The sequence below is a fragment of the Halobacillus sp. Marseille-Q1614 genome, from assembly GCF_902809865.1.
Classification (GTDB): domain Bacteria; phylum Bacillota; class Bacilli; order Bacillales; family Halobacillaceae; genus Halobacillus_A.
The window spans coordinates 1,891,079-1,913,187 of the sequence record NZ_CADDWH010000001.1 but is presented as its reverse complement, the minus strand read 5'-3'; the positions used below and the strand labels follow the sequence as shown (position 1 = coordinate 1,913,187).

Genomic DNA, 22,109 nt, shown 5'->3' with positions numbered 1-22,109 from the left:
TAGCCGATATCTAATCCTTTCCAAGACTGAACCTCAAGTGATACGATTACATTATACTTCAAAAAATGTAAATTCCATGATTGGGAAATATTAAAGTTTGTAAGAAGGGACCAAACCACATGATAGTCATATATAGGGAATCATTTAAAAATATTCCAACCTTAGTCTTAGCAGATTCTGCAAAAGCTGATCAACCGCTGCCGGTTTTTACATATTTTCACGGCTTTACGTCAGCGAAAGAACATAATTTGGCACAGGCCTATTTATTAGCACAAAAAGGCTATCGGGTCGTCTTACCAGATAGCTTGCACCATGGAGACCGGGATGATAACTTATCACGGCAAGATTTAAGTTTTAAATTTTGGGAAATCGTGTATCAGAATTTAAAAGATATCCAAGATATAAAAGACGAGCTTGATCAGCGTAACTTAATATTAGACCGTCGTTTTGGTATTGGCGGAACTTCCATGGGTGGAGTGACTACAGCTGCAGCGGTTACGATGTATCCCTGGATTCAGGCAGGAGCCGTGATGATGGGATCGCCAAAGCCGGTTGAGTTTGCCAAAAAGCTGATTCAGGACGTGGAGCAGACAGGGATCCAGCTGCCAATTCCGCCTGACGAGCTTGAGGAGCTCTATCAGTCACTGGCGAGCATCGATTTGTCACTTAACGCACATAAGGTCAAAGAAAAGCCGCTGTTTTTCTGGCATGGGGACGCCGACCCAGTTGTACCGTTTGAGCATTCATATGATTTTTACAATGAAATTGTGTCACAATACAGAAATCCTGAAAATATCCGCTTCCTCCGTGAAACAGGAGCGGGACACAAAGTCAGCCGTTTTGCTATACTAGAAATGGTTAATTGGATAGAGATTGTACTTTAAAAATCCTCAGCGGTTTATTCTGGCAGAAATATTGTTTATAATAGATAATGAATTAAAGTGAAGGGGGTACTACTATGGATACAGCGCTTGAAGAAAATATCATGGGCGCCCTTGAGAATGTAATTGACCCTGAATTAGGTATTGATATCGTGAATTTAGGTCTCGTTTATGGTGCAGATATAGACGAAGATGGCAATACTACAGTGACAATGACATTGACAGCAATGGGGTGTCCATTAGCTGGGCATATTGAACAGGACGTAAAGCGTGTACTTGCTGACCTCCCTGAGGTTAACGAAGTAAACGTTAATATTGTTTGGAATCCACCATGGACGAAAGACCGCATGAGCCGTTATGCGAAAATCGCTCTTGGTATTCCGGATTGATGTAAAAGAACCCCTTTCCTAGTTGAAAGGGGCTTTCTTTTTATTAGGTTATATCAATTATCTGAAATTGGGGAGCCTGCCCGCTTTTAAGCGGACGAACGCTCAAGCCTCCTCGTTTGTGACCTCTCTGCGGGGTCTTAAGCATCCGTTTTTTAAGCAGGAGTCTCGCAGAACCCCTATTGCCTTCAGTGTGTAATCAAAAGGAGCTATGTGTATGAGGCCGATTTTTCAAGTTACAGGATATAAAAACTCAGGAAAAACGACAGTAATCGAAGATCTGTCCCGCTTTGGCAAGGATTCTGGAGATCGGGTAGCTGTGATTAAACACCACCCTCATACTGATCCTCTGCAGCCATTAGCAGCTGATAATGACAGTGAAAGAATTTTTAACAGCGGAGCAAGTGTATCGAGCGTGATCAGCCCCAGGGGCATTCATATCCATACAGAGGAAGAAATCCTCCTGGAGCAGATGATTCAATGGTACGAGTTATATGACCCGGATCTAATTTTAATTGAAGGTTATAAAGAGAAAAACTATCCGAAAGCCGTAATTTTAAAAGAAGAAGCCGATCAAGAGCTGCTGATGCTTTCAAACATCCAGCTCGTTATCACGTGGGGAAATGTCGATACTTCTCAAATCTCCTGTCCTGTCATTGAAATGGCTCATCTACATAAAGATTTACCGATGATTTATTCGGCCGCAAAAGAGGAGAGAGAATGATGACGAAATTATTTCAAATTACAGACCAGCCAATCTCTATTGAACAAGTTACAAATCAGGTGGCAAGAAGAGAAGCTGGTGCGATTAATACGTTTATTGGAACTGTGAGGGAGTTTACAAAGGGAAGAAGGACACTTTATCTCGAATATCAAGCCTATGCTTCCATGGCCGAATCGAAGTTAGCGGAAATCGGCAAAGAAATCTCCGATCGCTGGCCGAATACGAAGACTGCCATCACCCACCGGATTGGAAAGCTTGAGATTAAGGATATCGCTGTTGTGATCGCAGTTTCATCACCGCACCGGGCGGATTCATTTGAAGCCAGCCGTTACGCGATTGAGCGGATCAAAGAAATAGTGCCAATTTGGAAAAAGGAACACTGGGAAGACGGCGAAGCCTGGATCGGCAATCAGAAAGAAACGAAAGCCTATGAAACAGGAGAGCCAAAAGAGGAGGATCTCACATGAATAAGATCTTATTTTTTGCAGGACTGCAGGAGAAAGCGGGGAAAGAATCAGTAGAGGTTGAAGTAAGCGGCCAAACTGTATATCAGGTCAAGGAACTTCTAGAAAAGGAATATGGACTTACGGATATCCATGAAGCGATGACGGCGGTTAACGAAGAGCTTGCCGCAAATGATGTCATCATTAAAGAAAAAGATACAGTAGCTTTTCTCCCGCCAGTTAGCGGAGGTTAATAAAAAGGCTGTCTACCGAATCCGGAGACAGCCTTTTTTATTCGTTATGTTAAATTGATTGCGTAATAAAAGCGAACCGCTCCAGCTAAGAGCGCCTATAAGAAAAAGACAACAAGGCCGCCGACGATAAAGCAGTAAAACGCGAAATACTTTAGGTTGCCGCGCGCCATAATCCCCATAAACCATTTAAGCGAAAAGTATGAGGCAAAAACTGAAGCCGCAAAGGCGATCAAATAACTCAGCCAGAATTCGCCTAAGTTCGGATCTTCAATTAAGTCGCCAATCGACATAAGCATCGTTCCGAGGCTGATCGGAATAAATAGCAGGAATGAAAAGCGAAGAGCTGTCTCCTGCTTCATGCCAAGCAGCATAGCGGCCACAATTGTCGCACCGGAACGGCTGATGCCTGGAATTAATGCGACAGATTGGGCCAGACCGACGATGACAGCATCCTTAAAGGTAAGCGCACCATCACCGCGGCGCCCCCTTAAATTACGGATAATCCATAGTGCAATCCCTGTAACGATTAACATAAGACCGACCATTTCCACCGTTTTCAGTCCTTCAAACTGATCTTCAAATAATAACCCGATCACACCAGCAGGGATCGTTCCAATAATTAAGTAAATGATAAATTCGAAATCATCTTTCTGCCGGACATCTTTTGTCCAAATGTATCCTATCCCGTTCTGGATTAACCGAAGAATATCCTCTCGGTAAATAAGTAATACAGCAATTAACGATCCAAAATTAACAAGGACCTCAAACTGAAGGCCTTCGATTTTTAAATCCATCATCTGCTGGACAATAACAAGGTGTCCACTGGAAGAAATAGGGATCGGTTCAGTGAACCCTTGAAAAATCCCCAAAAATAAATATTTTAATAACAGCCACATCTCTTCCATTTTTTTATATCCCCCTTGCTTCAATTTCGAAGTTATACGATTCGTGAAAAATTATTTATATATGTACGAGTATGGAAAAATTTTTACTACAACTTTATAGACGCATCTATCGTCTGTTGCCCTACAAAAAGCATTAAAAAAACGCTGCTATCTAGAAAGATAGGTAGCAACGTTTTTTCGTAAGTTAAGCCTCTTTTTCAAGAATTCCTTCACCAAGTACAAATACAGCACCGCTAAACAAAATGGTCATGATGATCACTTGAGCAGCAGAGAATGATGCACTCGACATGTTACTTACTACATAAGCTGTCATTAAGCTTAAGAGAAACGCCCACACAATTGTCCAAATAAACTTCACTATACCACACCTCATTTTTACACATTCTTTGTTCATTCTATCAGAACCCTATCGAAAAATAAATATGAAATCGTTTTATTAGACATGTTATTTCGAGTGCAGGAATAAAATGTAGGAAAAAGAGCAGGTGGTGAGAAAGAATGGTCATTGTCTTATATAATTGTTTCCACTGGGTAGGCTACCATTGTGCACGCCAGTTACTGCACAGAGGACATGAAGTGATTGGTGTTGATGAGATTGACAATGAGAAGAAAGAGGAGCTTTATTTATATGTTGGCCGAAACAGCCATTTTCAGCATTTTACAACAACAGAACAGCGGCTGAATCATTGTCATTCTTCTGAGGAAGAAGTTCAGGTGCGGATTCATGATTCTTATATAGAAGTTAAAGGTCAGGATGGTGCGGCTCAAAAGATAGAGGTACCGGCTTTATTTGGGGAATGGATGGAGATTGATTCAAGCGAAATAGTAACGATTGATGACTTGCAGTTTTGGATCATCCAGCATCACGCGGTTCATGTTGAAGATTTTTTGGAAAAAGTTATCTATTTTCTCGAACAAGGGGAACTGCCTGAGGAAATTGAACGTAAAGCAGAGGAGGCCGAACCTCAAGAAGTGGTAGATCGAATTTGGGAAATTTATAATAAAGGCGGTGAACGCTTCGAATAGCATACTAACCATTTAACTTTTGCAGCTAAGAACCCTATAATGTAAAAAGGAAGCTATACATAGGGGTGCTTAGCATTGAAATCATATACTTTATTGTTTTTTATAGTTGTTATTGGGCTGACGGGCTGTGACTATCAGCAGGCTTCAAGCACTCCCAAAACAATCGGCTGGCTTGTGGAAACATCGGCAGAAGATCAGGCATGGGGAGAGAAGGGGTATGAAGGGATTAAAGCAATTGAAGAGAAATATGACACCAATGTGATCGTAAAGGAAAACATAAACACTACGTCTGATACCGAGAGTGCAGTTGATGAGCTGGCTGAACGGGGCGCCGATATAATATTTGGCCATGGAAATTTTTATAGTCAGACCTTTCAAAATGTGCATCAAAGCTATCCAGACATTCATTTTATCTACTTTAACGGCGAATTCTCTGCTGAAAACGTGACCGCACTAAATTTCAGTTCAGGAGCCATGGGCTTTTTTGCGGGGATGGTTGCGGGAGATATGACAGAGACAGGGAGGGTAGGCTTGATTGCTGCCTACGAATGGCAGCCTGAGGTGGAGGGTTTTTATGCAGGGGTGATGCATCAGAATCCTCAGGCTAAAGTGTCCATGTCTTACACAAACAGTTGGGAGTCGGTCGGACGCGCTAAGGCAATCTATGATCAAATGGTACTTGACGGTGCTGATGTCTTTTATCCAGCGGGTGATAATTTTAACCTGCCGATCATAAAAAGGGCAGAAAGGGATGAACTTTATGCAATCGGCTACGTGGAGGATCAGCTGAAGAACGCAAAGAATACAGTGTTAACGAGTACTGTTCAGCGTGTCGATCATCTGTACGTGCAGGCCATTGAGCAATACATTAATGGTGACTTAAAAGGAAAAGTCATGGAGTATGATTTTCAAGAAGGCGCTATTGAACTTGGTGAATACAGCGAAGTCGTGGATAAAGAAGTGATTACAGAAGTCAATGAAGCAGTGGAAGTGTACAAAAATACCGGGAAACTTCCCTTTAATTAGAGAAACATAAGAAGCCTTGCTTCTTGTGTTTCTTTTCATTTCAAAGGCTTGCTTAAAAAACAGAGATGAATTAATATTAGTACCAAGTCATAACATTTGATATAAACACTACCTTAAGGGGATGAATATATGAACGCTGGAATCATAGGGACAGGACATTATGCGCCGGAGAGAGTTCTTACCAATAAAGATTTAGAGAAAATCGTCGATACTAGTGATGAGTGGATTCGCACGCGTACAGGGATTGAAGAAAGACGTATTGCGGCAGAAGGTGAAGATACTTCGGACATGGCTCTTCGTGCTGCTCAAAATGCGCTCGATGATGCTGATCTCACAGCTGAAGAGATTGATTTGATCCTTGTTGCGACCGTGACACCCGATCATCCTTTCCCTTCAGTAGCTACCGTGCTGCAGCATAAGCTGGGAGCTAGAAAAGTAGCAGCAATGGATATTAGCGCAGCTTGTGCCGGTTTTATGTATGGTGTAATTACGGCTAAGCAGTATATCGAAACAGGTGCTTACAAAAATGTGTTAGTTGTAGGAGTGGAAAAGCTTTCAAAAATTACCGACTGGGAAGACCGCAACACATGTGTTCTTTTTGGTGACGCAGCTGGAGCAGCCGTAATTGGCCCGGTAAGTGATGGGAAAGGAATCCTTTCCTTCGAACTTGGAGCTGACGGAAGCGGCGGTCCGCACTTATATCAGGATGAATACTTGTTTATGAATGGTAGAGAAGTATTCAAGTTTGCTGTTAGACAAATGCCGCAGTCTTCAGTAAATGTTGTGAAAAAAATCGGTCTTAATGAAGAAGATGTCGATTATTTAGTACCGCACCAGGCAAATATTAGAATTATGGAAGCAGCCAGGGAGCGGCTTGGAATTCCGAAAGAAAAAATGTCAGTTAAAGTTAATAAATATGGAAATACTTCATCAGCATCTATCCCGCTTGCTTTGTCAGAAGACGTAAAAGCGGGTAAAATTAAAGATAATGATCTAGTCGTACTTGTCGGGTTCGGCGGCGGACTCACTTGGGGAGCCGTTGCCCTCCGATGGGGTAAGTAATCAAGGAGGAATTGTGTAATGGAAAAAAGACGTGTCGTAATTACCGGTCTTGGAGCTGTAACGCCAGTCGGTAATTCAGTAGAAGAAACGTGGAACAATATTAAGAGCGGTCAATCAGGTGTTGGCCCTATTACGAAAGTAAATAAAGATGAATATCCGGTTCATGTGGCAGCCGAGCTGAAAGATTTTGACCCTTCCACTTATATTGATCGTAAAGACGTCCGCCGCATGGATCCTTTCGTTCAGTATGCTATGGTCGCTTCCCATATGGCTGTAGAGGACGCGAACCTTACCATTAATGAAGAAAATGCCAGCCGTATCGGCGTATGGATTGGTTCAGGAATCGGCGGCATGAACACGTATGAATCGCAATTTGAAACTTTCCAGAAAAAAGGCTACCGCCGTGTAAGCCCGTTCTTCATCCCGATGATGATTCCAGATATGGCAGCTGGACAAGTTTCGATTGCCCTTGGTGCTAAAGGAATTAATTCGTGTACGGTAACAGCTTGTGCATCAGGAGCTAACTCAATTGGGGATGCCTTCAAAGTTATTCAGCGCGGGGATGCGGATATTATGGTTACAGGCGGAACGGAAGCGCCAATGAACAAAATGTCCTTTGCCGGATTTGCTTCAGCCCGTGCTCTATCCCTGAACGAAGACCCTAATACAGCAAGCCGTCCCTTTGATAAAAACCGTGACGGATTCGTTATGGGTGAAGGAGCAGGAATCGTGATTCTTGAAACGCTTGAATCCGCTCAAAAACGCGGAGCTAAAATTTACGGTGAGCTGACTGGCTATGGTGCTACTGGTGATGCTTACCACATTACTTCTCCAGCACCAGAAGGAGAAGGAGCTACACGTGCAATGAACCAAGCGCTTAAGGATGCAGGTATTTCCGCAGAACAAGTGGATTATTTAAACGCCCATGGAACATCCACAGACCTTAACGATAAATTTGAAACTATTGCAGCTAAATCTGTATTTAAAGATCATGCTTATAAGATGGCGATTTCCTCAACGAAATCCATGACAGGTCACTTACTTGGAGCTGCCGGCGCGGTAGAAGCTATTATCTCTCTTAAAGCTATTAATGAAGGAATTATTCCGCCGACAATTAATTATGAAACTCCAGACCCTGAATGTGATCTTGATTATGTTCCAAATGAGGCGAGAAAACAGGAATTAACAACTGTTATGAGTAACTCGTTAGGATTTGGCGGCCATAATGCAGCCTTGATCTTCAAGAAATATTCTGAATAACGTTAAAGCGAGCCTTCTGCCCCGGCCCTTTCGCCATAATAGCAACATTTAACCTAGCTAATAAAGTAAATAATCCATAAAAAATCCCCTGGCCTCTTATCCAGGGGATTGATATTATTGGAGAAATTCTTGTAAATCTTCGGCACTTTTCTGCTCATCGTGCTGCAGTACCAGACCGACCGGATAAGGCATTCTTGCATTCCATACATTATCTTCAGTCGGTAAATTAAAGGTATCTATATTATTTACCGGGTTAAAAATAAAGTCTTTTCCTAAATTGAGGTACTTTCCGCTGCCAATGTTGGTATCTACATAAGGCTGCAGCGTTCCCATAAGCCTCGGAGCCTTCATAACACCGCTAAATGAAACAAGCTCGTCTTTCAGCAGTTTAATGACTTTCTGCTGACGTTCAACTCGCCCGAAGTCACCTTGGGAATCACTTCTATATCTTGCGTAGCCGAGCAGTTCTTCTCCATCTAATGATTGCGTTCCCTGCTTAAGATCGATATTGGTATCGCCGGCTTTATACTGCATGTTTTTTTCAATATTAACTTCAACGCCGTTAGGAGCCAGTGTGTCTACGATTTGAGTAAATCCGTTGAAGTCAACAATTGCATAATATTCGACATCGACACCGAAGTTTTCTTTAATCGTCTGTCTCATAAGTTCAGGCCCGCCAAAGGCGAAAGCGGCATTAAGTTTGTTATAGCCGTGCCCGGGGATATTGACGTACATATCACGCATCAGTGAAGCCACTTTGGCTGTTTCCCCGTTTTCATCATATTGGGCAATCATAATCGTATCAGATCGTGGTGTTTCATTTTCACGCTGATCGACACCTAAAACCAGGACGTTGGTTTTACCGTCGTTATTATCGACGCCTTTGAATTCATCCTTATACTTACTGGACATATCCGAAAGGGAAACTTCACTTCCCTCATCTCCGGAAACTTTATTCTGGGATTCTTGTTTTCCCATCATATATTCATAGCCTACATAGCTGAGAGAGGTAATAAATAATAAAAATATAAGAGCTATAAAAAGCCGTTTCTTACGTTTGCGTTTACGCTGCTTACGTAAAGAGCGTTTAGCAACCATGCTTAATCATCCTTTCTATTGAAAAGCTCCTCTACTAAATTTACCTGTAATTTACGTTTAAGTAAAGAGGAATTATGTAGGAACAGCTCGACTATTGGGAGGCATGTCCATCTGAGTGTAAACATAAACTCTATAAAATGGACAAGGAGGACAAGAAGATGTGGCAGTGGATGGTGTTCTTAACAGGCTTTGGACTTACTGTAGCAGGCGGAACGGTGACCATAACCTATTTGAATTTTGTCCCTGCAGGATTAACATGGATTGAGTTTCTTCTTGTTATAAGGTCTCGGCCTGAATGTTATCTATCCGGGCTTGGTTTATTCATGATTATTGTGTCTCTTTTATGGATGAAAGAATAATTTACTAAATGATGGATGTTAAGAATAAAAAAACCAACATTGGTCATAATGTAACCTAAAGAGTCTTCGGGTAAGAAAGTGAGGTTGCGCTATGTTATATATGCACGATTTATGGGTCAATTGGTTTGAAGGAGAAGAGAATGGTTACAACGTTTGTCAATTTCACGAATGGCGTAAAGAAGATGGCATTGAGCTGGTGGACCAGATTCCATTACTTTATATTGAAGAAGATCTCTACGAGTTTATAGAAAACGATTTACAAGAACTTCCAAGATCCTTGCTGGATGACATTTACAAACGCACCTATGTAAAAAACAATCAGGAACGCCGCACCATAGATTATGCAGCCGTAGTTACAGACGGAAAGAGGGTACTCGTATTTGATACATTAGGATATTCGCTTCCCGTGAAAAAAAGCCGACTGATTCCCCGACAGGAACGCCTCGTTTTCGACATGGTAGAAGGAAAGCGGCCGGCTGTTTATATGATCGAAAGTGTCTCACCGAAAGAACATCACATTTTGTCCTTGTCCCCTGAAAAAATGGCAGGACTGACAAGAAGAGAGCGGCAGTTAAAACAGCTGCTTATGATGGCTTTAGATCAGCTGAAAAACACGGATCATCCGGAAGAAGTCGGGTACTGGCTGACAGAATGGGATCCGGCCCAGTATCAGGATATTAAGCACATCACAACGGAAGATGCCTGGCAGCGCCTGTACTATGGCACGATTGAAGGATGGAGTAAACAACACGAAGAACTGTGCGGAAAAATTATAAAGGGCCAGCCATTTTTTGAAACGATGTGGCAGGCGGAGAACCATAAAGATCAGAAGCATTTAAAAAGCCAGAATTGAGGGGGCTCCTCAATCCTGGCTTTTTCTTATTTTTTCTTTCTTACACGGCCGAGACCCATCGCTTTTTTCGCTTTCATCAGCATTTTGTTCGCTTTAAACGAAGCAGCCTCTGCCCCTTGATCTAAAATTTCATCTAATTCTTCAGAATCTATCAGCTGCTCGTAACGTTCCTGAATTGGCCCCAATACCCTGACAACGGATTCAGCAACGCCTGCTTTAAAGTCTCCATAACCTTTTCCTGCATATTTATTCTCCAATTCTTGAATGGACACCCCGCGGCAGATGGATTCGATCGTCAACAGGTTAGAAACTCCCGGTTTGTTTTCCTTATCATATTTGACGACACCCTCTGAATCGGTTACGGCACTTTTTATTTTTTTTGTAATCTTCTTCTCATCATCCAGCATAGAGATGAAAGCTTTTTGGTTGGGATCGGACTTGCTCATTTTTTTCAGAGGGTTCTGAAGCGACATAATACGCGCTCCTTCTTTTGGAATCCTTACTTCAGGAACCGTGAAAATGTCATTGTACTTATTATTAAAACGCTGAGCCAAGTTACGCGTCAGTTCTAAGTGCTGTTTTTGATCCTCACCGACCGGCACGATGTCCGTTTGATAAAGCAGTATATCTGATGCCATGAGTGGAGGGTAAGTCAGCAGTCCTGAGCTGACAGCTTCTTTACCATCTCCAGACTTATCTTTGAACTGGGTCATTCGCTCTAATTCACCGATGTAGCTGACACATTGAAGCATCCAGCCCAGCTGGGTATGTGCCGGCACTTCTGATTGAATGAATAAGGTTGCTTTATCAGGATCAATCCCTGAAGCCAAATATAATGCAGCTAACGACTTAATATTTTTTCGTAAGGCCAGACGGTCCTGCGGTACAGTGATCGCGTGCTCATCTACAATACAAAAGTAGCACTCATACTCATCCTGCAAATCAACAAAATGAGTCATTGCGCCTAAATAGTTACCAAGCGTAAGTGTTCCACTTGGCTGAATTCCGGAAAATAATGTTTTCATCTTTCTCACCTCTTAGATATATTTGATAAGCTGAATTTTCATCCGCTTAAAAGCGAGCAGACCTCCTATTTTTATAGGAAAAGGAAGTTACTCTTTTTCCGTCAGCTACACTAATAAACAAAAAACCAATCGGCCTTCCTATATGGAAGGGACGATTGGTTCGCGGTGCCACCCTAGTTACTTTTACATGCAAATAAAAGTCAGCTCATATTCGTTAACGCCGAATCTACGGTTCTGCTCCAAAGTCCCATTTCGCTTCATTGCGCTTAGCTGCTCACACCGACCGCAGCCTCTCTGGAAAGCTTGCAATAAAACTACTTTTACTTTTTCTTCGCATTCGTTATTTAGAATCTTGAACAAATTATAGAGCAAACTGAAGAGCATTTCAAGCCATATAATAAACGACTAATAGAACAGCCATTCCTGCGAGCAGCGATATGCCCTGAAACAGAAAAAAACGGACGACGTTTCTCTTAAACATTTGAGAAGGCAGCGGCTTTTCCTCAAAATCATCAATGTCTTCCATATAATCTTTATTCTTTCCGATTCTGTTGGATACCCTGCGGAAACTGTAAGTAATTGCATCAAAGAACCCGCCTTTTATAATCCACAGGATCAATCCAATAAATAAATAAAAGAAGCAAAGGTAAAATAAGAGATCGATAAAATGAAGCAGACTGTACGCTGGAGAAAAAATCAAAAAGTATAATAAAAGAACAACAAAATTAATAGCCAAAAATCCCCACTTATTTCTAACAAATTTCATGATCACTTCACATCCTAAATCTTTCATAAATCTACAAAAAATATTATAACATGTAAAAACATGATGGGAATTATATAAATGTCATTAAAATTACTGAAAATTCAAAATTAAAAGACATAATTTTTTATTTATAAATTCATTAGTACTTTATTATATTTATCTAGCATAAAAGACCACTGTAACCCTTTAAAGTGCGTCAGTAAAGGCATCGCAAAAGTCAACACAATTTTCAGTAAAATAAACTAGGTATTTTTACCTGTTTTATGTTACTTGAACGTAATAAAATAAGGGATTTTATAAAATTATTGAAAAATAATGAATGCAAAATAGTTAGAAAACTTGTATAATTCGATATGTGGACAAGACACCACGAAATTTTAAGACTTTTTAGGGGAGGTCATTTTCTAGATGAAAAAGAAAAATTGGTTTTTGCTTGTGCTCGCACTGGCACTAAGCATGTTCCTTGCTGCTTGTTCCGGTGGAGGCTCAGACTCAGGGTCTGAAGGCGAAGCTGAAGGCAGCGAAGGATCAGAGGGATCCGAGGAACAAATACTTAACTTAGCAGAATCTTCTGAGATTCCAACAATGGACGCTTCATTGGCTACTGATGCCGTTGCATTCCAATGGCTTGGTTCCACAATGGACGGTCTTTACCGTTTAGGTGAAGGCGGAGAACCAGAACCAGGTATTGCTACAGAGCACGAAGTAAGTGAAGACGGTCTTACATGGACGTTTACACTACGTGAAGATGCTGTCTGGTCTAACGGTGACCCTGTTACAGCTAACGATTTCGTGTATGCTTGGCAGCGTGCTGTTAATCCAGAAACTGGATCAGAGTACGGTCCATACATGATGGGCGGCACTATTGAAAACGCTCAATCTATCGCTGATGGCGATGCACCTGTTGAAGAACTTGGTGTGAAAGCTGTGGACGACTATACATTAGAAGTTCAACTTGAAAAACCGACTCCATATTTTGAGTCTCTAACTACATTCGGTACATTCTTACCTTTAAACAAAGACTTTGTTGAAGAACAAGGCGATGACTATGCACTTTCAGCTGAAAGCCTGCTCTCTAACGGACCATTTGTTATTACTGATTGGGGTACTGATGGCTGGACTCTTGAAAAGAACGAAGACTACTGGGATGCTGAGCAAGTTAAACTTGATCAAATCAACGTAAAAGTAGTTAAAGAAACATCTTCAGCTGTTAACCTTTACGAAACTGGCGAAATTGATCGTACTAGTCTAACATCTGAATTCGTTGATGAGTACCGTACATCTGAAGAATTCCGTATCGAAGAAGAGCCTACTTTATTCTACTTAAAGATGAACCAAGAGAATGAAATTCTTAAGAATGAAAATGCTCGTAAAGCGATTCAAAAAGTAATCGACCGTGAAGCTATGGTTGATACAATTCTTAACAACGGATCAATTGCTCATTACGGTAACATGCCGCAAAACTTTGTTACCCATCCAGAAACTGAAGAAGATTTCCGTGAAATAAACGGTGATCTAATTGAAACAAACGTTGAAGAAGCTCAAGAACTATGGTCTAAAGCAAAAGAAGAACTAGGAATTGAAGAAGCTGAAATCGGTTACCTTGGCGGTGACACAGAAACTTCTAAAAACCTAGATGCTTACCTTAAAGACCAGCTTGAACAGCTTGAAGGTCTTACTGTAAATGTACAAGGTGTACCTTTCCAGGAACGTCTAGACCGCGATACAGCAATGGAGTATGATCTTCAAAATGCTGGATGGGGTCCTGACTACATTGATCCGAACACATTCTTAAACCTATGGATCACTGATGGTGGAAACAACCATACTGGATATTCCAGCGAAGAGTACGACTCGCTAATTGAAGAAGCGAATGCTGACCTTGCACAAGAGCCGGTTAAGCGTTTTGAAAACTTCCTAGAGGCAGAAAAACTTCTTATCCAAGAAGATGCAGTACTTGCACCACTTTATCAGCGTGCACTTGCTCAACTTTGGAAGCCTTACGTGAAGGATGTAACAGTTAACCCAATGGGACCTGATTACACTTACAAGTATGCTTATATTGAAGGCAAGTAATTAAACAAGCCAAACATAGGCTACCTTTATAGGGGAGAGAGTATATGTCCATATGGCGGCGTATACTCTCTTTTTCCCTGTTAACAGAATTGTCGGATAATAGACAAATTTCAGTTAATTTAAACGTTTTTTGACATTGGTTTTACTTTTTAGGAGGTGTTAGGATGGCGCGTTATATTACACAGAGATTAATTTATATGGTCATCACGATGTTTTTAATCGCAACATTTACGTTCTTCTTAATGAAATTTCTTCCGGGTACACCTTTGAGTGCTGCAGATAAGCTTTCTGAAGAACAGCAAGCCATTATTTTGGAAAAGTACGGATTGGATGATCCAGTACCCGTTCAGTATTTCAATTACATGGTGAACCTGGTGCAAGGTGATCTTGGTATTTCTTTCCAATTTGACAACAGGGAAGTTTCCACAATTATTATGGAGCGTATCGGCCCATCTATGCAGTTAGGTATTCAGGCAATGGTAATTGGGACGGTTCTAGGTATGCTGTTAGGGCTGGTTTCAGCACTTTATCATAATGGAGTCTTAGATTACGGTTCCACATTTACTGCTGTACTAGGTCAATCCATTCCATCCTTCGTATTTGCGGGGATTCTTCAGTATTATGTTGGCGTAAAGCTAGGATGGTTCCCAGTGGCTCTTTGGGGAACGTGGCAGCATACAGTTTTACCAACTGTGGCATTAGCTATTTTCCCGCTTGCAATATCAGCCCGCTTTATGCGAACAGAAATGCTTGAAGTTATGGGGTCAGATTATATTACGACTGCTCGTGCCAAAGGAATCAACAAATTTGGTGTTGTTCTTAAACACGGTGTACGTAATGCTTTAATTCCATTAATTACAGTGTTAGGACCGCTTGCGATTGGTTTAATGACAGGTACTCTCGTAATCGAAAACATTTTTGCGGTTCCTGGTATTGGCGAACAGTTTGTTAAATCTATTAATACAAACGATTTCCCAATTATCATGGGCACGACATTGTTTTTCGCATTCTTTTTCATCGTAATTGTATTGGTGATTGACTTGCTTTACGGAGTCATCGACCCAAGAATTAGATTGGCAGAAGGAGAGTAGTACCTATATGGAAAATCACAAACCAAATAAAGACTTATTTGTACCTGTTGATACACGAGATGATGATAGTGAACAGATAACGAGACCCAGTATTTCCTTCTGGAAAGACTCCTTTATTCGTCTTCGCAAAAACAAAGGAGCCATGGCAGGGTTAATAACGTTAATTTTATTGATATTTTTCGCTTTAGCCGGACCTTCCATGACCCCTTATGGAGAGTTCGAACAGGATTTATCCCGTGCTAAAATGCCTCCGAAAGTAGAAGGCTTAGAATGGCTCGGATTTGATGGGATGCTGATTTCCGTACAAACGGGAGATACGCTGGAGCAGGCCCAGGAGAAAGCGCTGATGCGTTTTAATAATGATGAAGAGTTTATTACCACCACTGTCTTAGATGAAGGCGGTAATGGTGAAGAAGCAAGAGTAGAAGCACAATACGATGTTTACGCAGCTAAAGACATGCAGGAGAATTTCTGGTTCGGTACCGACGGTCTTGGGCGTGATCTTTGGACAAGAGTTTGGAAAGGGACACAAATTTCCCTTTACATTGCCTTTTTAGCAGCCATGATAGATATGCTTATTGGTGTAGCTTATGGCGGTATTTCAGCTTATTATGGCGGCCGTGTTGATAACTACATGCAGCGAATTATTGAGATTTTAATTGGAATTCCAAACCTCGTTATTGTTATTCTCATGATCCTCATACTGGATCCGGGGATACTATCGATTACGATCGCTTTGGCCTTAACCGGCTGGATATCGATGGCCCGTATTGTACGTGGACAGATCCTCAAACTGAAAAACCAGGAATTTGTTTTAGCTTCGAGGACACTAGGCGCTCCTGACGGCCGAATTTTAAGAAAGCATTTAATTCCAAACGTGTTAGGGTTAATCATCATTAATACGATGTTTACGATTCCATCTGCCATCTTCTTTGAAGCCTTCTTAAGCTTTATCGGACTTGGTCTTCCAACACCTCTGGCTTCACTGGGTACGCTTGTAGAAGATGGATTCCAGTCCCTGCAGATTTATCCACATATTTTATTATTCCCGGCAGTTGTTATTTCCCTCATTATGATTGCATTTAACATGCTGGCTGATGGTCTTCGAGATGCCTTTGATCCGAAGATGCGCGAATAGGAGGTAGGTGTACAAAATGGAAAAATTACTAGATGTTAAAAATTTACATGTATCCTTTGACACCTATAGTGGTGAAGTAAAAGCAGTACGTGGTGTAAACTTCAGTATTAATAAAGGTGAAACCTTAGCCATTGTAGGAGAGTCAGGTTCAGGAAAATCAGTTACAACTAAAGCGTTAATGAAGCTAATTCCCATGCCGCCTGGAAGAATTAAAGAAGGTGAGATCTTCTTTGAAGGCCGCGACTTAGCTAAACTTAGTGAAAAAGAAATGGAAAAAATTCGTGGTAAGGAAATCTCAATGATCTTCCAGGATCCAATGACATCGTTGAACCCTACGATGAAGGTTGGAAACCAGATCATGGAAGGTTTAATTAAGCACCAGAAAGTGAGTAAAGATCAGGCGAAGAAGCGTGTAATTGAACTGCTTGATCTTGTTGGTATTCCAGATGCGCAAAACCGCATGAAACAATACCCGCACCAATTTTCCGGAGGGATGCGTCAGCGTGTGGTTGTCGCGATTGCGCTTGCTTGTAATCCAAAGCTGTTAATTGCCGATGAGCCCACAACAGCTCTGGACGTTACGATTCAAGCTCAGATTCTTGAGCTGATGAAAGACATTCAGAAAAAGACCGACTCAGCAACAATCTTTATTACCCACGATTTAGGGGTAGTTGCTAACGTAGCGGACCGCGTGGCGGTTATGTATGCAGGTAAAATCGTTGAGATCGGAACTGTTGATGATATTTTCTATAACCCTAAGCACCCGTACACTTGGGGGCTGCTTGGTTCCATGCCATCACTTGATAGTACAGATGATGAGCTATACGCGATACCGGGGTCACCGCCGGATCTGCTTAATCCTCCAAAAGGGGACGCATTTGCCGCTCGTAACGAATTTGCTATGCAAATTGATAAAGAGCAGGAGCCGCCAATGTTTAAAGTTTCCGATACTCATTATGCTGCCACATGGTTACTGCATGAGCATGCGCCGGACATAGACCCGCCGGAAGCTATAAAGAAGCGGATGGCTGCCATGTCTACGAACAGTGGGAAAGGTGATCGTTTATGAGTCAAGAAAAACTAGTAGAGATAAAAAACTTAAAACAGCATTTTAAAACTGGGCGGCACAGTGTGGTGAAAGCCGTCGACGGTATTACTTTTGACATATACAAAGGAGAAACCTTCGGCCTTGTAGGTGAATCAGGATGTGGGAAGTCTACAACAGGCCGAACGATTATCCGCTTATATGACGCAACCGACGGAGAAGTTATTTTTAATGGAGAAAATGTTCACGGCAAAAAGAACAAAGAAGAACTGAAAAAGTTCAACCGTGAAATGCAAATGATTTTCCAGGATCCTTACGCTTCTTTAAATCCGCGTATGAAAGTAGCCGACATTATTGCAGAAGGTATGGATATTCACGGTCTGGAAAACGCAGATGCCAGAAAGTCAAAAGTGCATGAATTGCTTGAGACAGTAGGCTTGAATAAAGAGCATGCCAACCGCTACCCGCACGAATTCAGCGGCGGTCAGCGTCAGCGTATCGGTATTGCCCGTGCTCTGGCGGTTGATCCTTCCTTCATCATTGCCGATGAGCCGATCTCTGCCTTGGACGTATCCATTCAGGCCCAGGTCGTTAACCTGCTGAAACAGCTGCAAAAAGAAAAGAACTTAACGTATTTATTCATCGCTCACGATCTGTCGATGGTTAAATATATTAGTGACCGAATCGGGGTTATGTACTTCGGACGAATGGTCGAGCTTGCGGATGCAGATGAGCTTTATAAAAATCCGATTCATCCGTATACACAGTCGCTATTATCAGCGATTCCTCTTCCAGACCCGATTTACGAGCGTTCACGTGAACGTTTCACTTATGATCCAAATGATCATGATACAAGTGAAGAACCTGAATTCAGAGAAGTACGTCCAGATCACTGGGTACTTTGTACAACTAAAGAATTCGAGCGTTATCAAAAAGAATACGCTGTTCAAAAATAATTGGAAGATCCCCTTTTAGGAGGGGATCTTTTTTACGGCTTGACCGTTCGTCTGCTTACCTTAAAGAGATTGGATTCCTCTCCTTTTAAGATTAAGGTTGCTTCAAATCTAAACCTCTGCCAGCCTTATTAGGTAATTTGGTACATTATGAAAAAAATGGCTAAAACATGAGACTTATGTCTATTCACAGCCATATTTTTTCTTTACAATTAATAGTAGAAATTAATAGAGTAGGAGAAGGATTTACTATGGGAAAATTTCATTTTAGGAAGATCATCGCAGCTGGACTTTTTTTATTGGCAGCATCCTTACCATTGAACCACGCGGAAGCTGCTGAAAACGAAGTCCAAATGCACACTGGAAAAGAGATAGCCGTCCAGCCAATTAAGCTCCCCGACCGGATGGCCCGCTTTGTTTATGATTCGGGACTGGATTTTAAATATCCGGATGCCGTACGAGGCATCTATGTTACTGGGCCTTCAGCTGGGGGAGCAAAGATGGAAAAGCTGACAGAGCTTGTGGAAACAACTGATTTAAACGCCATGGTTATTGATGTTAAGGAAGACCACGGAAACATATCATTTGAGCCGCCGGAAGACTCGCCTTATGCGGATATTGCTGAACCATACATAGACGATCCTAGAAAGATGCTTGAAACGCTTGAAGAAAAAGGGATTTATCCGATTGCACGTGTTGTTGTATTTAAAGATAATTTATTAGCTAAAGAGCGTCCTGACCTTTCCTTTACACAAAATGGCCAGGTATGGAAAAATGGCAAAGGCGAATCCTTCGTCAATCCTTTTGAAAAAGAAGTGTGGGAATACAATTTAGAAATAGCGAAGATGGCGGCAGAGCTTGGCTTTCAGGAAATTCAGTTCGATTACGTACGTTTTCCTGAAGGCTTCGATTCGCGTGATGATATCCTTGAATATGGACAGGGCGATTACGCTGATTCTGAAGAAAGCAATGTGAAAAAGCGCGTACAGGCAGTTACCGATTTCGTAGCTTTTGCTCGTTCAGAACTCAGTACTTATGACGTTGACGTGTCTGTAGATATATTCGGGTATGCGGCAACTATTGAAGAAGCGCCGAACATTGGACAGAATTTTTCTAAGATCTCTTCGAATGTCGATGTGATCTCATCCATGATCTATCCAAGTCACTGGGGTCCTTATTTTGGAATTGATAAACCGGACACTGAACCGTATAACACAATCGCCGAGTATTCTAAGGTTGAAAATCAGGTGATTGAAAAGCTCGAAGATCCGCCGGTATCACGCCCGTGGCTGCAGGACTTTGAGGCTCCATGGCTATACAGCGGCCCTACCTTCCAATATGGTAAAGCCGAAGTAGAAGCTCAAATAAAAGCTTTATATGATAATGGAATTGAGGAATATTTGCTCTGGAATGCGGGTAATAACTATACAGAAGGTGTCGATTATACACCTTAACCGAAGAAAGCACTGTTTATCAGTGCTTTTCTTGTGGATATTGGCATATATGTCTATATTTAACTTTAAAATCTGTATCAGGTATAATGAAAATATACTTATGTAAGGGAGTAGATCAATGAGTTGGTATAAGAAACTAAAACAGTATTTCCCTGTAGAGGAAATGAAATCACAAGAACACATGGAAACTTTACTTAAGGAAAAAAGCGACGTTTATTACAAAGATGAAGGTGAAAATCATGTGTTAATGTATGCAGAGTTTGAATCTTTTATTTTTATCGACTATGTATACGTTTCCGCGAATGCCAGGGGTCAGGGTCTGGGTCATCAATTGATTGAGAAAATGAAAGCTAAAGGAAAACCGATCATTCTTGAGGTCGAACCTGTAGACTATGAAGATACAGATACTGCTAAACGACTGCACTTTTACCAGCGTGAAGGGTTTAAGCATGCCCAGTCCATCGGTTATACGCGCCGTTCACTGGCAACAAACGAACCTACCCCAATGGAAATCCTCTATTGGTCTCCGGAAGATGCAACTGAAGAAGAAATCTATGATCAAATGAAAAGAATGTATGAAGAAATTCACACGTACAAAGATAAAGATTTTTACGGCAAGTCTTACCAGCCGGTAGATGAAGTATTAACGATTGATGAAGAACGTGAAACGGACGATATCCTAAAAGGTTTAAAAAAGCATAACTAATGGAGAACCCCCACCTATAAACAGGTGGGGATTTTCACTTTTTATGCCGTAATTGAAAATAAAATACTTCACAAATTTTTATGGAAAACAAGTTTAATGGACAGTCATATGTGGTAAATACAAATATATTGCATTAATTACGGTGATTTAACCGTTTTGAAAGCCTTTTACTTAATGTGTTATAGATTTTAGTTGACAAATGTGGTATAGTTATAAATGAAGATTAGTTTATACTAATTTTAATTTAAGAATCATCAACAATGTATCATAAATAAATTTTCGAGGAGTGAAGTTTCTGTATGGTAACACTTTATACCTCACCAAGTTGTACATCATGCCGAAAAGCCAAAGCTTGGCTGGAGGAGCACAACATTGAATACACGGAGAGAAACATTTTTTCTGAACCGTTAACGATTGATGAAATAAAAGAAATATTGAGAATGACGGAAGACGGAACGGAAGAGATTATCTCTACTCGTTCTAAGGTATTCCAAAAACTGAAAGTCGATTTTGACCAGCTTCCAATGCAGGATCTGTTTGATCTTATTCAAGAGAACCCTGGATTGCTGCGCCGTCCAATCATTATTGACGATAAGCGTCTTCAAGTAGGCTACAACGAGGATGAAATCCGCCGCTTCCTTCCAAGAAGCGTACGTACATTCCAGCTTAAAGAAGCCCAGCGTTTAGTCAACTAATCAATTATAAAAGTTCCGATGACCTTAAGAGGCCGCCGGAACTTTTTTATTTTGCCTCCGCCTGCCGGTTGAAGAAATAACCGATGCTGACCGTAAGTAAAACGAATAGGACAGGCACAGCAGGCAGTATTGGTGCGATCGATAGAGAGAGTTCTTTCACATGCGGATCTTCAAGCATCATTTCTGCGGCGGTAAAGGCCAAAATTCCGGCACCAATATAAACGAGCATTGGAAATTTTTCCATTAAAGATAAAATAATTCGGCTTCCCCAAATAATAATGGGGACAGATACCAGCAGGCCCATGATGACAAGAGTGATATTACCGTGGGAAGCGCCGGCGATTGCCAAAACGTTATCAAAGCCCATGACGATATCGGCGAAAACAATAGTCTTTATCGCAGTGAACAAGCTGTCCCCGCTTTTGATATCATGACCGTCTTCGTCATCGAGCAGCAGCTTAATCGCTATGTAGAGGAGAAGGAGTCCGCCGACAAGCCTTAGCAAAGGAATATGCAGCAGGAACAGGGCGACCATCGTTAAGAGGATTCGGCATATCACGGCAAGGCCTGTCCCAAGCAGGATCGCTTTATTACGCTGTTTTTCAGGCAGATTCCGACTGGCGAGAGCGATGACAACGGCATTGTCGCCGCCAAGAATAATGTCGATGCTGATAATAACCAGTATAGGTTCAAGCAAGTCCCAATTCATGAAAAAACTCCCCTTTAAGTAGTGACAAATTTCAAAAAATAAGCTAGAATAAAAAATCACCAGCCTCTCAGAGAAAAAAGTAATGGCTTGGTTTCTAGTTATCCGCTGATTCGAAGCAATTTGTTTTCCATTTTCGAATTCCTGTCATACAATAGAAGTACATCAATCCTTACG

General features: G+C 41.4%; 25 protein-coding genes and 1 other annotated feature. Of the genes, 19 read left to right on the top strand and 6 right to left on the bottom strand.

Features of this window, described 5'->3' with window-relative positions; all coding sequences use genetic code 11:
- The first annotated feature begins 119 nt into the window (after positions 1–119).
- The 5 genes from HUS26_RS09660 to moaD all read left to right on the top strand — a co-directional run bounded on the left by HUS26_RS09660 (position 120) and on the right by moaD (position 2,688).
- Entirely contained in the window at positions 120–884 is a 765-nt protein-coding gene (locus HUS26_RS09660) for an alpha/beta fold hydrolase (protein WP_173916962.1), read from the top strand.
- A gap of 74 nt (positions 885–958) precedes the next feature.
- The gene (locus HUS26_RS09655) at positions 959–1,270 is read left to right on the top strand and encodes a metal-sulfur cluster assembly factor (RefSeq protein ID WP_173916961.1); all 312 of its coding nucleotides are present in this window, start codon (positions 959–961) and stop codon (positions 1,268–1,270) included.
- A gap of 214 nt (positions 1,271–1,484) precedes the next feature.
- Positions 1,485–1,991, top strand: coding sequence for a molybdopterin-guanine dinucleotide biosynthesis protein B (mobB, locus tag HUS26_RS09650; RefSeq protein ID WP_173916960.1), 507 nt, complete (start codon positions 1,485–1,487; stop codon positions 1,989–1,991).
- Complete coding sequence (locus tag HUS26_RS09645) at positions 1,988–2,458, top strand: molybdenum cofactor biosynthesis protein MoaE (protein ID WP_173916959.1); 471 nt, start codon at positions 1,988–1,990, stop codon at positions 2,456–2,458. The genes mobB and HUS26_RS09645 overlap by 4 nt, the downstream gene beginning before the upstream one ends.
- Positions 2,455–2,688, top strand: a complete 234-nt coding sequence (gene moaD, locus HUS26_RS09640) for a molybdopterin converting factor subunit 1 (protein WP_173916958.1) — start codon at positions 2,455–2,457, stop codon at positions 2,686–2,688. Before HUS26_RS09645 ends, moaD begins: the two co-directional genes overlap by 4 nt.
- 95 nt (positions 2,689–2,783) lie before the next feature.
- Here the strand turns inward: moaD and HUS26_RS09635 are convergent, their stop codons facing one another.
- Together HUS26_RS09635 and HUS26_RS09630 are read right to left on the bottom strand one after the other, a co-directional pair.
- The gene (locus tag HUS26_RS09635) at positions 2,784–3,593 is read right to left on the bottom strand and encodes an undecaprenyl-diphosphate phosphatase (protein ID WP_173916957.1); all 810 of its coding nucleotides are present in this window, start codon (positions 3,591–3,593) and stop codon (positions 2,784–2,786) included.
- 184 nt (positions 3,594–3,777) lie between these two features.
- Entirely contained in the window at positions 3,778–3,951 is a 174-nt protein-coding gene (locus HUS26_RS09630; protein ID WP_173916956.1) for a DUF2929 family protein, read from the bottom strand.
- A gap of 140 nt (positions 3,952–4,091) precedes the next feature.
- On the opposite strand from HUS26_RS09630, the gene HUS26_RS09625 reads away from it, so the two are divergent.
- The 4 genes from HUS26_RS09625 (at position 4,092) to fabF (ending at position 7,967) form a co-directional block, all read left to right on the top strand.
- Positions 4,092–4,619: a hypothetical protein gene (locus HUS26_RS09625; protein WP_173916955.1), complete on the top strand. Its 528-nt coding sequence runs from the start codon at positions 4,092–4,094 to the stop codon at positions 4,617–4,619.
- A 75-nt stretch (positions 4,620–4,694) separates the two neighbouring features.
- Complete coding sequence (locus tag HUS26_RS09620; protein WP_254434167.1) at positions 4,695–5,645, top strand: BMP family ABC transporter substrate-binding protein; 951 nt, start codon at positions 4,695–4,697, stop codon at positions 5,643–5,645.
- A gap of 129 nt (positions 5,646–5,774) precedes the next feature.
- Positions 5,775–6,707, top strand: coding sequence for a beta-ketoacyl-ACP synthase III (locus HUS26_RS09615; protein ID WP_173916954.1), 933 nt, complete (start codon positions 5,775–5,777; stop codon positions 6,705–6,707).
- Positions 6,708–6,725: 18 nt separating this feature from the next.
- Positions 6,726–7,967, top strand: a complete 1,242-nt coding sequence (gene fabF, locus HUS26_RS09610; protein WP_173916953.1) for a beta-ketoacyl-ACP synthase II — start codon at positions 6,726–6,728, stop codon at positions 7,965–7,967.
- Positions 7,968–8,081: 114 nt separating this feature from the next.
- Here the strand turns inward: fabF and HUS26_RS09605 are convergent, their stop codons facing one another.
- Positions 8,082–9,065 (bottom strand): LCP family protein, encoded by a 984-nt coding sequence (locus HUS26_RS09605; RefSeq protein WP_173916952.1) that lies wholly within the window; start codon positions 9,063–9,065, stop codon positions 8,082–8,084.
- A gap of 158 nt (positions 9,066–9,223) precedes the next feature.
- Here HUS26_RS09605 and HUS26_RS09600 point away from each other — a divergent pair, with 158 nt between their 5' ends.
- Positions 9,224–9,424, top strand: a complete 201-nt coding sequence (locus tag HUS26_RS09600) for a hypothetical protein (RefSeq protein WP_173916951.1) — start codon at positions 9,224–9,226, stop codon at positions 9,422–9,424.
- A gap of 91 nt (positions 9,425–9,515) precedes the next feature.
- Positions 9,516–10,277 carry a YjbA family protein gene (locus tag HUS26_RS09595; protein WP_173916950.1) on the top strand — a complete coding sequence of 254 codons (762 nt, stop codon included), beginning with the start codon at positions 9,516–9,518 and terminating at the stop codon, positions 10,275–10,277.
- Between the two features lie 26 nt (positions 10,278–10,303).
- On the opposite strand, the gene trpS is transcribed toward HUS26_RS09595, so the two are convergent.
- Complete coding sequence (trpS, locus tag HUS26_RS09590) at positions 10,304–11,302, bottom strand: tryptophan--tRNA ligase (RefSeq protein WP_173916949.1); 999 nt, start codon at positions 11,300–11,302, stop codon at positions 10,304–10,306.
- Positions 11,303–11,446: 144 nt separating this feature from the next.
- Positions 11,447–11,643, bottom strand: a binding site (T-box leader).
- A gap of 44 nt (positions 11,644–11,687) precedes the next feature.
- The gene (locus tag HUS26_RS09585; protein ID WP_173916948.1) at positions 11,688–12,068 is read right to left on the bottom strand and encodes a DUF3899 domain-containing protein; all 381 of its coding nucleotides are present in this window, start codon (positions 12,066–12,068) and stop codon (positions 11,688–11,690) included.
- A 408-nt stretch (positions 12,069–12,476) separates the two neighbouring features.
- Here HUS26_RS09585 and HUS26_RS09580 point away from each other — a divergent pair, with 408 nt between their 5' ends.
- The 8 genes from HUS26_RS09580 to spxA all read left to right on the top strand — a co-directional run bounded on the left by HUS26_RS09580 (position 12,477) and on the right by spxA (position 21,226).
- Positions 12,477–14,144, top strand: coding sequence for a peptide ABC transporter substrate-binding protein (locus tag HUS26_RS09580; RefSeq protein WP_173916947.1), 1,668 nt, complete (start codon positions 12,477–12,479; stop codon positions 14,142–14,144).
- A 164-nt stretch (positions 14,145–14,308) separates the two neighbouring features.
- Complete coding sequence (gene opp3b, locus HUS26_RS09575) at positions 14,309–15,235, top strand: oligopeptide ABC transporter permease (protein ID WP_173916946.1); 927 nt, start codon at positions 14,309–14,311, stop codon at positions 15,233–15,235.
- Between the two features lie 7 nt (positions 15,236–15,242).
- Positions 15,243–16,373 carry an oligopeptide ABC transporter permease gene (gene opp3C / locus HUS26_RS09570; RefSeq protein ID WP_173916945.1) on the top strand — a complete coding sequence of 377 codons (1,131 nt, stop codon included), beginning with the start codon at positions 15,243–15,245 and terminating at the stop codon, positions 16,371–16,373.
- Positions 16,374–16,389: 16 nt separating this feature from the next.
- Entirely contained in the window at positions 16,390–17,442 is a 1,053-nt protein-coding gene (locus HUS26_RS09565) for an ABC transporter ATP-binding protein (protein ID WP_173916944.1), read from the top strand.
- On the top strand, positions 17,439–18,374 hold the full coding sequence (locus HUS26_RS09560) for an ABC transporter ATP-binding protein (RefSeq protein ID WP_173916943.1): 936 nt from the start codon (positions 17,439–17,441) through the stop codon (positions 18,372–18,374). The genes HUS26_RS09565 and HUS26_RS09560 overlap by 4 nt, the downstream gene beginning before the upstream one ends.
- A gap of 248 nt (positions 18,375–18,622) precedes the next feature.
- A complete protein-coding gene (locus tag HUS26_RS09555; protein ID WP_173916942.1) occupies positions 18,623–19,825 on the top strand; it encodes a putative glycoside hydrolase in 1,203 nt (400 codons plus the stop codon).
- Positions 19,826–19,943: 118 nt separating this feature from the next.
- Positions 19,944–20,531 (top strand): GNAT family N-acetyltransferase, encoded by a 588-nt coding sequence (locus HUS26_RS09550; protein ID WP_173916941.1) that lies wholly within the window; start codon positions 19,944–19,946, stop codon positions 20,529–20,531.
- 299 nt (positions 20,532–20,830) lie between these two features.
- Entirely contained in the window at positions 20,831–21,226 is a 396-nt protein-coding gene (spxA, locus tag HUS26_RS09545) for a transcriptional regulator SpxA (protein WP_173916940.1), read from the top strand.
- A gap of 46 nt (positions 21,227–21,272) precedes the next feature.
- Here the strand turns inward: spxA and HUS26_RS09540 are convergent, their stop codons facing one another.
- On the bottom strand, positions 21,273–21,935 hold the full coding sequence (locus HUS26_RS09540; protein ID WP_173916939.1) for a TerC family protein: 663 nt from the start codon (positions 21,933–21,935) through the stop codon (positions 21,273–21,275).
- Positions 21,936–22,109: the final 174 nt, after the last annotated feature.

Bases quoted from the DNA above. Each gene is read 5' to 3' on its own strand.
- opp3C (WP_173916945.1), top strand. From the start codon at position 15,243: ATGGAAAATCACAAACCAAATAAAGACTTATTTGTACCTGTTGATACA.
- HUS26_RS09580 (WP_173916947.1), top strand. From the start codon at position 12,477: ATGAAAAAGAAAAATTGGTTTTTGCTTGTGCTCGCACTGGCACTAAGC.
- HUS26_RS09540 (WP_173916939.1), bottom strand. From the start codon at position 21,935: ATGAATTGGGACTTGCTTGAACCTATACTGGTTATTATCAGCATCGAC.
- HUS26_RS09600 (WP_173916951.1), top strand. From the start codon at position 9,224: ATGTGGCAGTGGATGGTGTTCTTAACAGGCTTTGGACTTACTGTAGCA.
- trpS (WP_173916949.1), bottom strand. From the start codon at position 11,302: ATGAAAACATTATTTTCCGGAATTCAGCCAAGTGGAACACTTACGCTT.
- mobB (WP_173916960.1), top strand. From the start codon at position 1,485: ATGAGGCCGATTTTTCAAGTTACAGGATATAAAAACTCAGGAAAAACG.
- HUS26_RS09655 (WP_173916961.1), top strand. From the start codon at position 959: ATGGATACAGCGCTTGAAGAAAATATCATGGGCGCCCTTGAGAATGTA.
- HUS26_RS09625 (WP_173916955.1), top strand. From the start codon at position 4,092: ATGGTCATTGTCTTATATAATTGTTTCCACTGGGTAGGCTACCATTGT.
- fabF (WP_173916953.1), top strand. From the start codon at position 6,726: ATGGAAAAAAGACGTGTCGTAATTACCGGTCTTGGAGCTGTAACGCCA.
- HUS26_RS09660 (WP_173916962.1), top strand. From the start codon at position 120: ATGATAGTCATATATAGGGAATCATTTAAAAATATTCCAACCTTAGTC.
- HUS26_RS09555 (WP_173916942.1), top strand. From the start codon at position 18,623: ATGGGAAAATTTCATTTTAGGAAGATCATCGCAGCTGGACTTTTTTTA.
- HUS26_RS09560 (WP_173916943.1), top strand. From the start codon at position 17,439: ATGAGTCAAGAAAAACTAGTAGAGATAAAAAACTTAAAACAGCATTTT.
- opp3b (WP_173916946.1), top strand. From the start codon at position 14,309: ATGGCGCGTTATATTACACAGAGATTAATTTATATGGTCATCACGATG.
- HUS26_RS09565 (WP_173916944.1), top strand. From the start codon at position 16,390: ATGGAAAAATTACTAGATGTTAAAAATTTACATGTATCCTTTGACACC.
- moaD (WP_173916958.1), top strand. From the start codon at position 2,455: ATGAATAAGATCTTATTTTTTGCAGGACTGCAGGAGAAAGCGGGGAAA.
- HUS26_RS09615 (WP_173916954.1), top strand. From the start codon at position 5,775: ATGAACGCTGGAATCATAGGGACAGGACATTATGCGCCGGAGAGAGTT.
- HUS26_RS09595 (WP_173916950.1), top strand. From the start codon at position 9,516: ATGTTATATATGCACGATTTATGGGTCAATTGGTTTGAAGGAGAAGAG.
- HUS26_RS09550 (WP_173916941.1), top strand. From the start codon at position 19,944: ATGAGTTGGTATAAGAAACTAAAACAGTATTTCCCTGTAGAGGAAATG.
- spxA (WP_173916940.1), top strand. From the start codon at position 20,831: ATGGTAACACTTTATACCTCACCAAGTTGTACATCATGCCGAAAAGCC.
- HUS26_RS09585 (WP_173916948.1), bottom strand. From the start codon at position 12,068: ATGAAATTTGTTAGAAATAAGTGGGGATTTTTGGCTATTAATTTTGTT.
- HUS26_RS09635 (WP_173916957.1), bottom strand. From the start codon at position 3,593: ATGGAAGAGATGTGGCTGTTATTAAAATATTTATTTTTGGGGATTTTT.
- HUS26_RS09645 (WP_173916959.1), top strand. From the start codon at position 1,988: ATGATGACGAAATTATTTCAAATTACAGACCAGCCAATCTCTATTGAA.
- HUS26_RS09605 (WP_173916952.1), bottom strand. From the start codon at position 9,065: ATGGTTGCTAAACGCTCTTTACGTAAGCAGCGTAAACGCAAACGTAAG.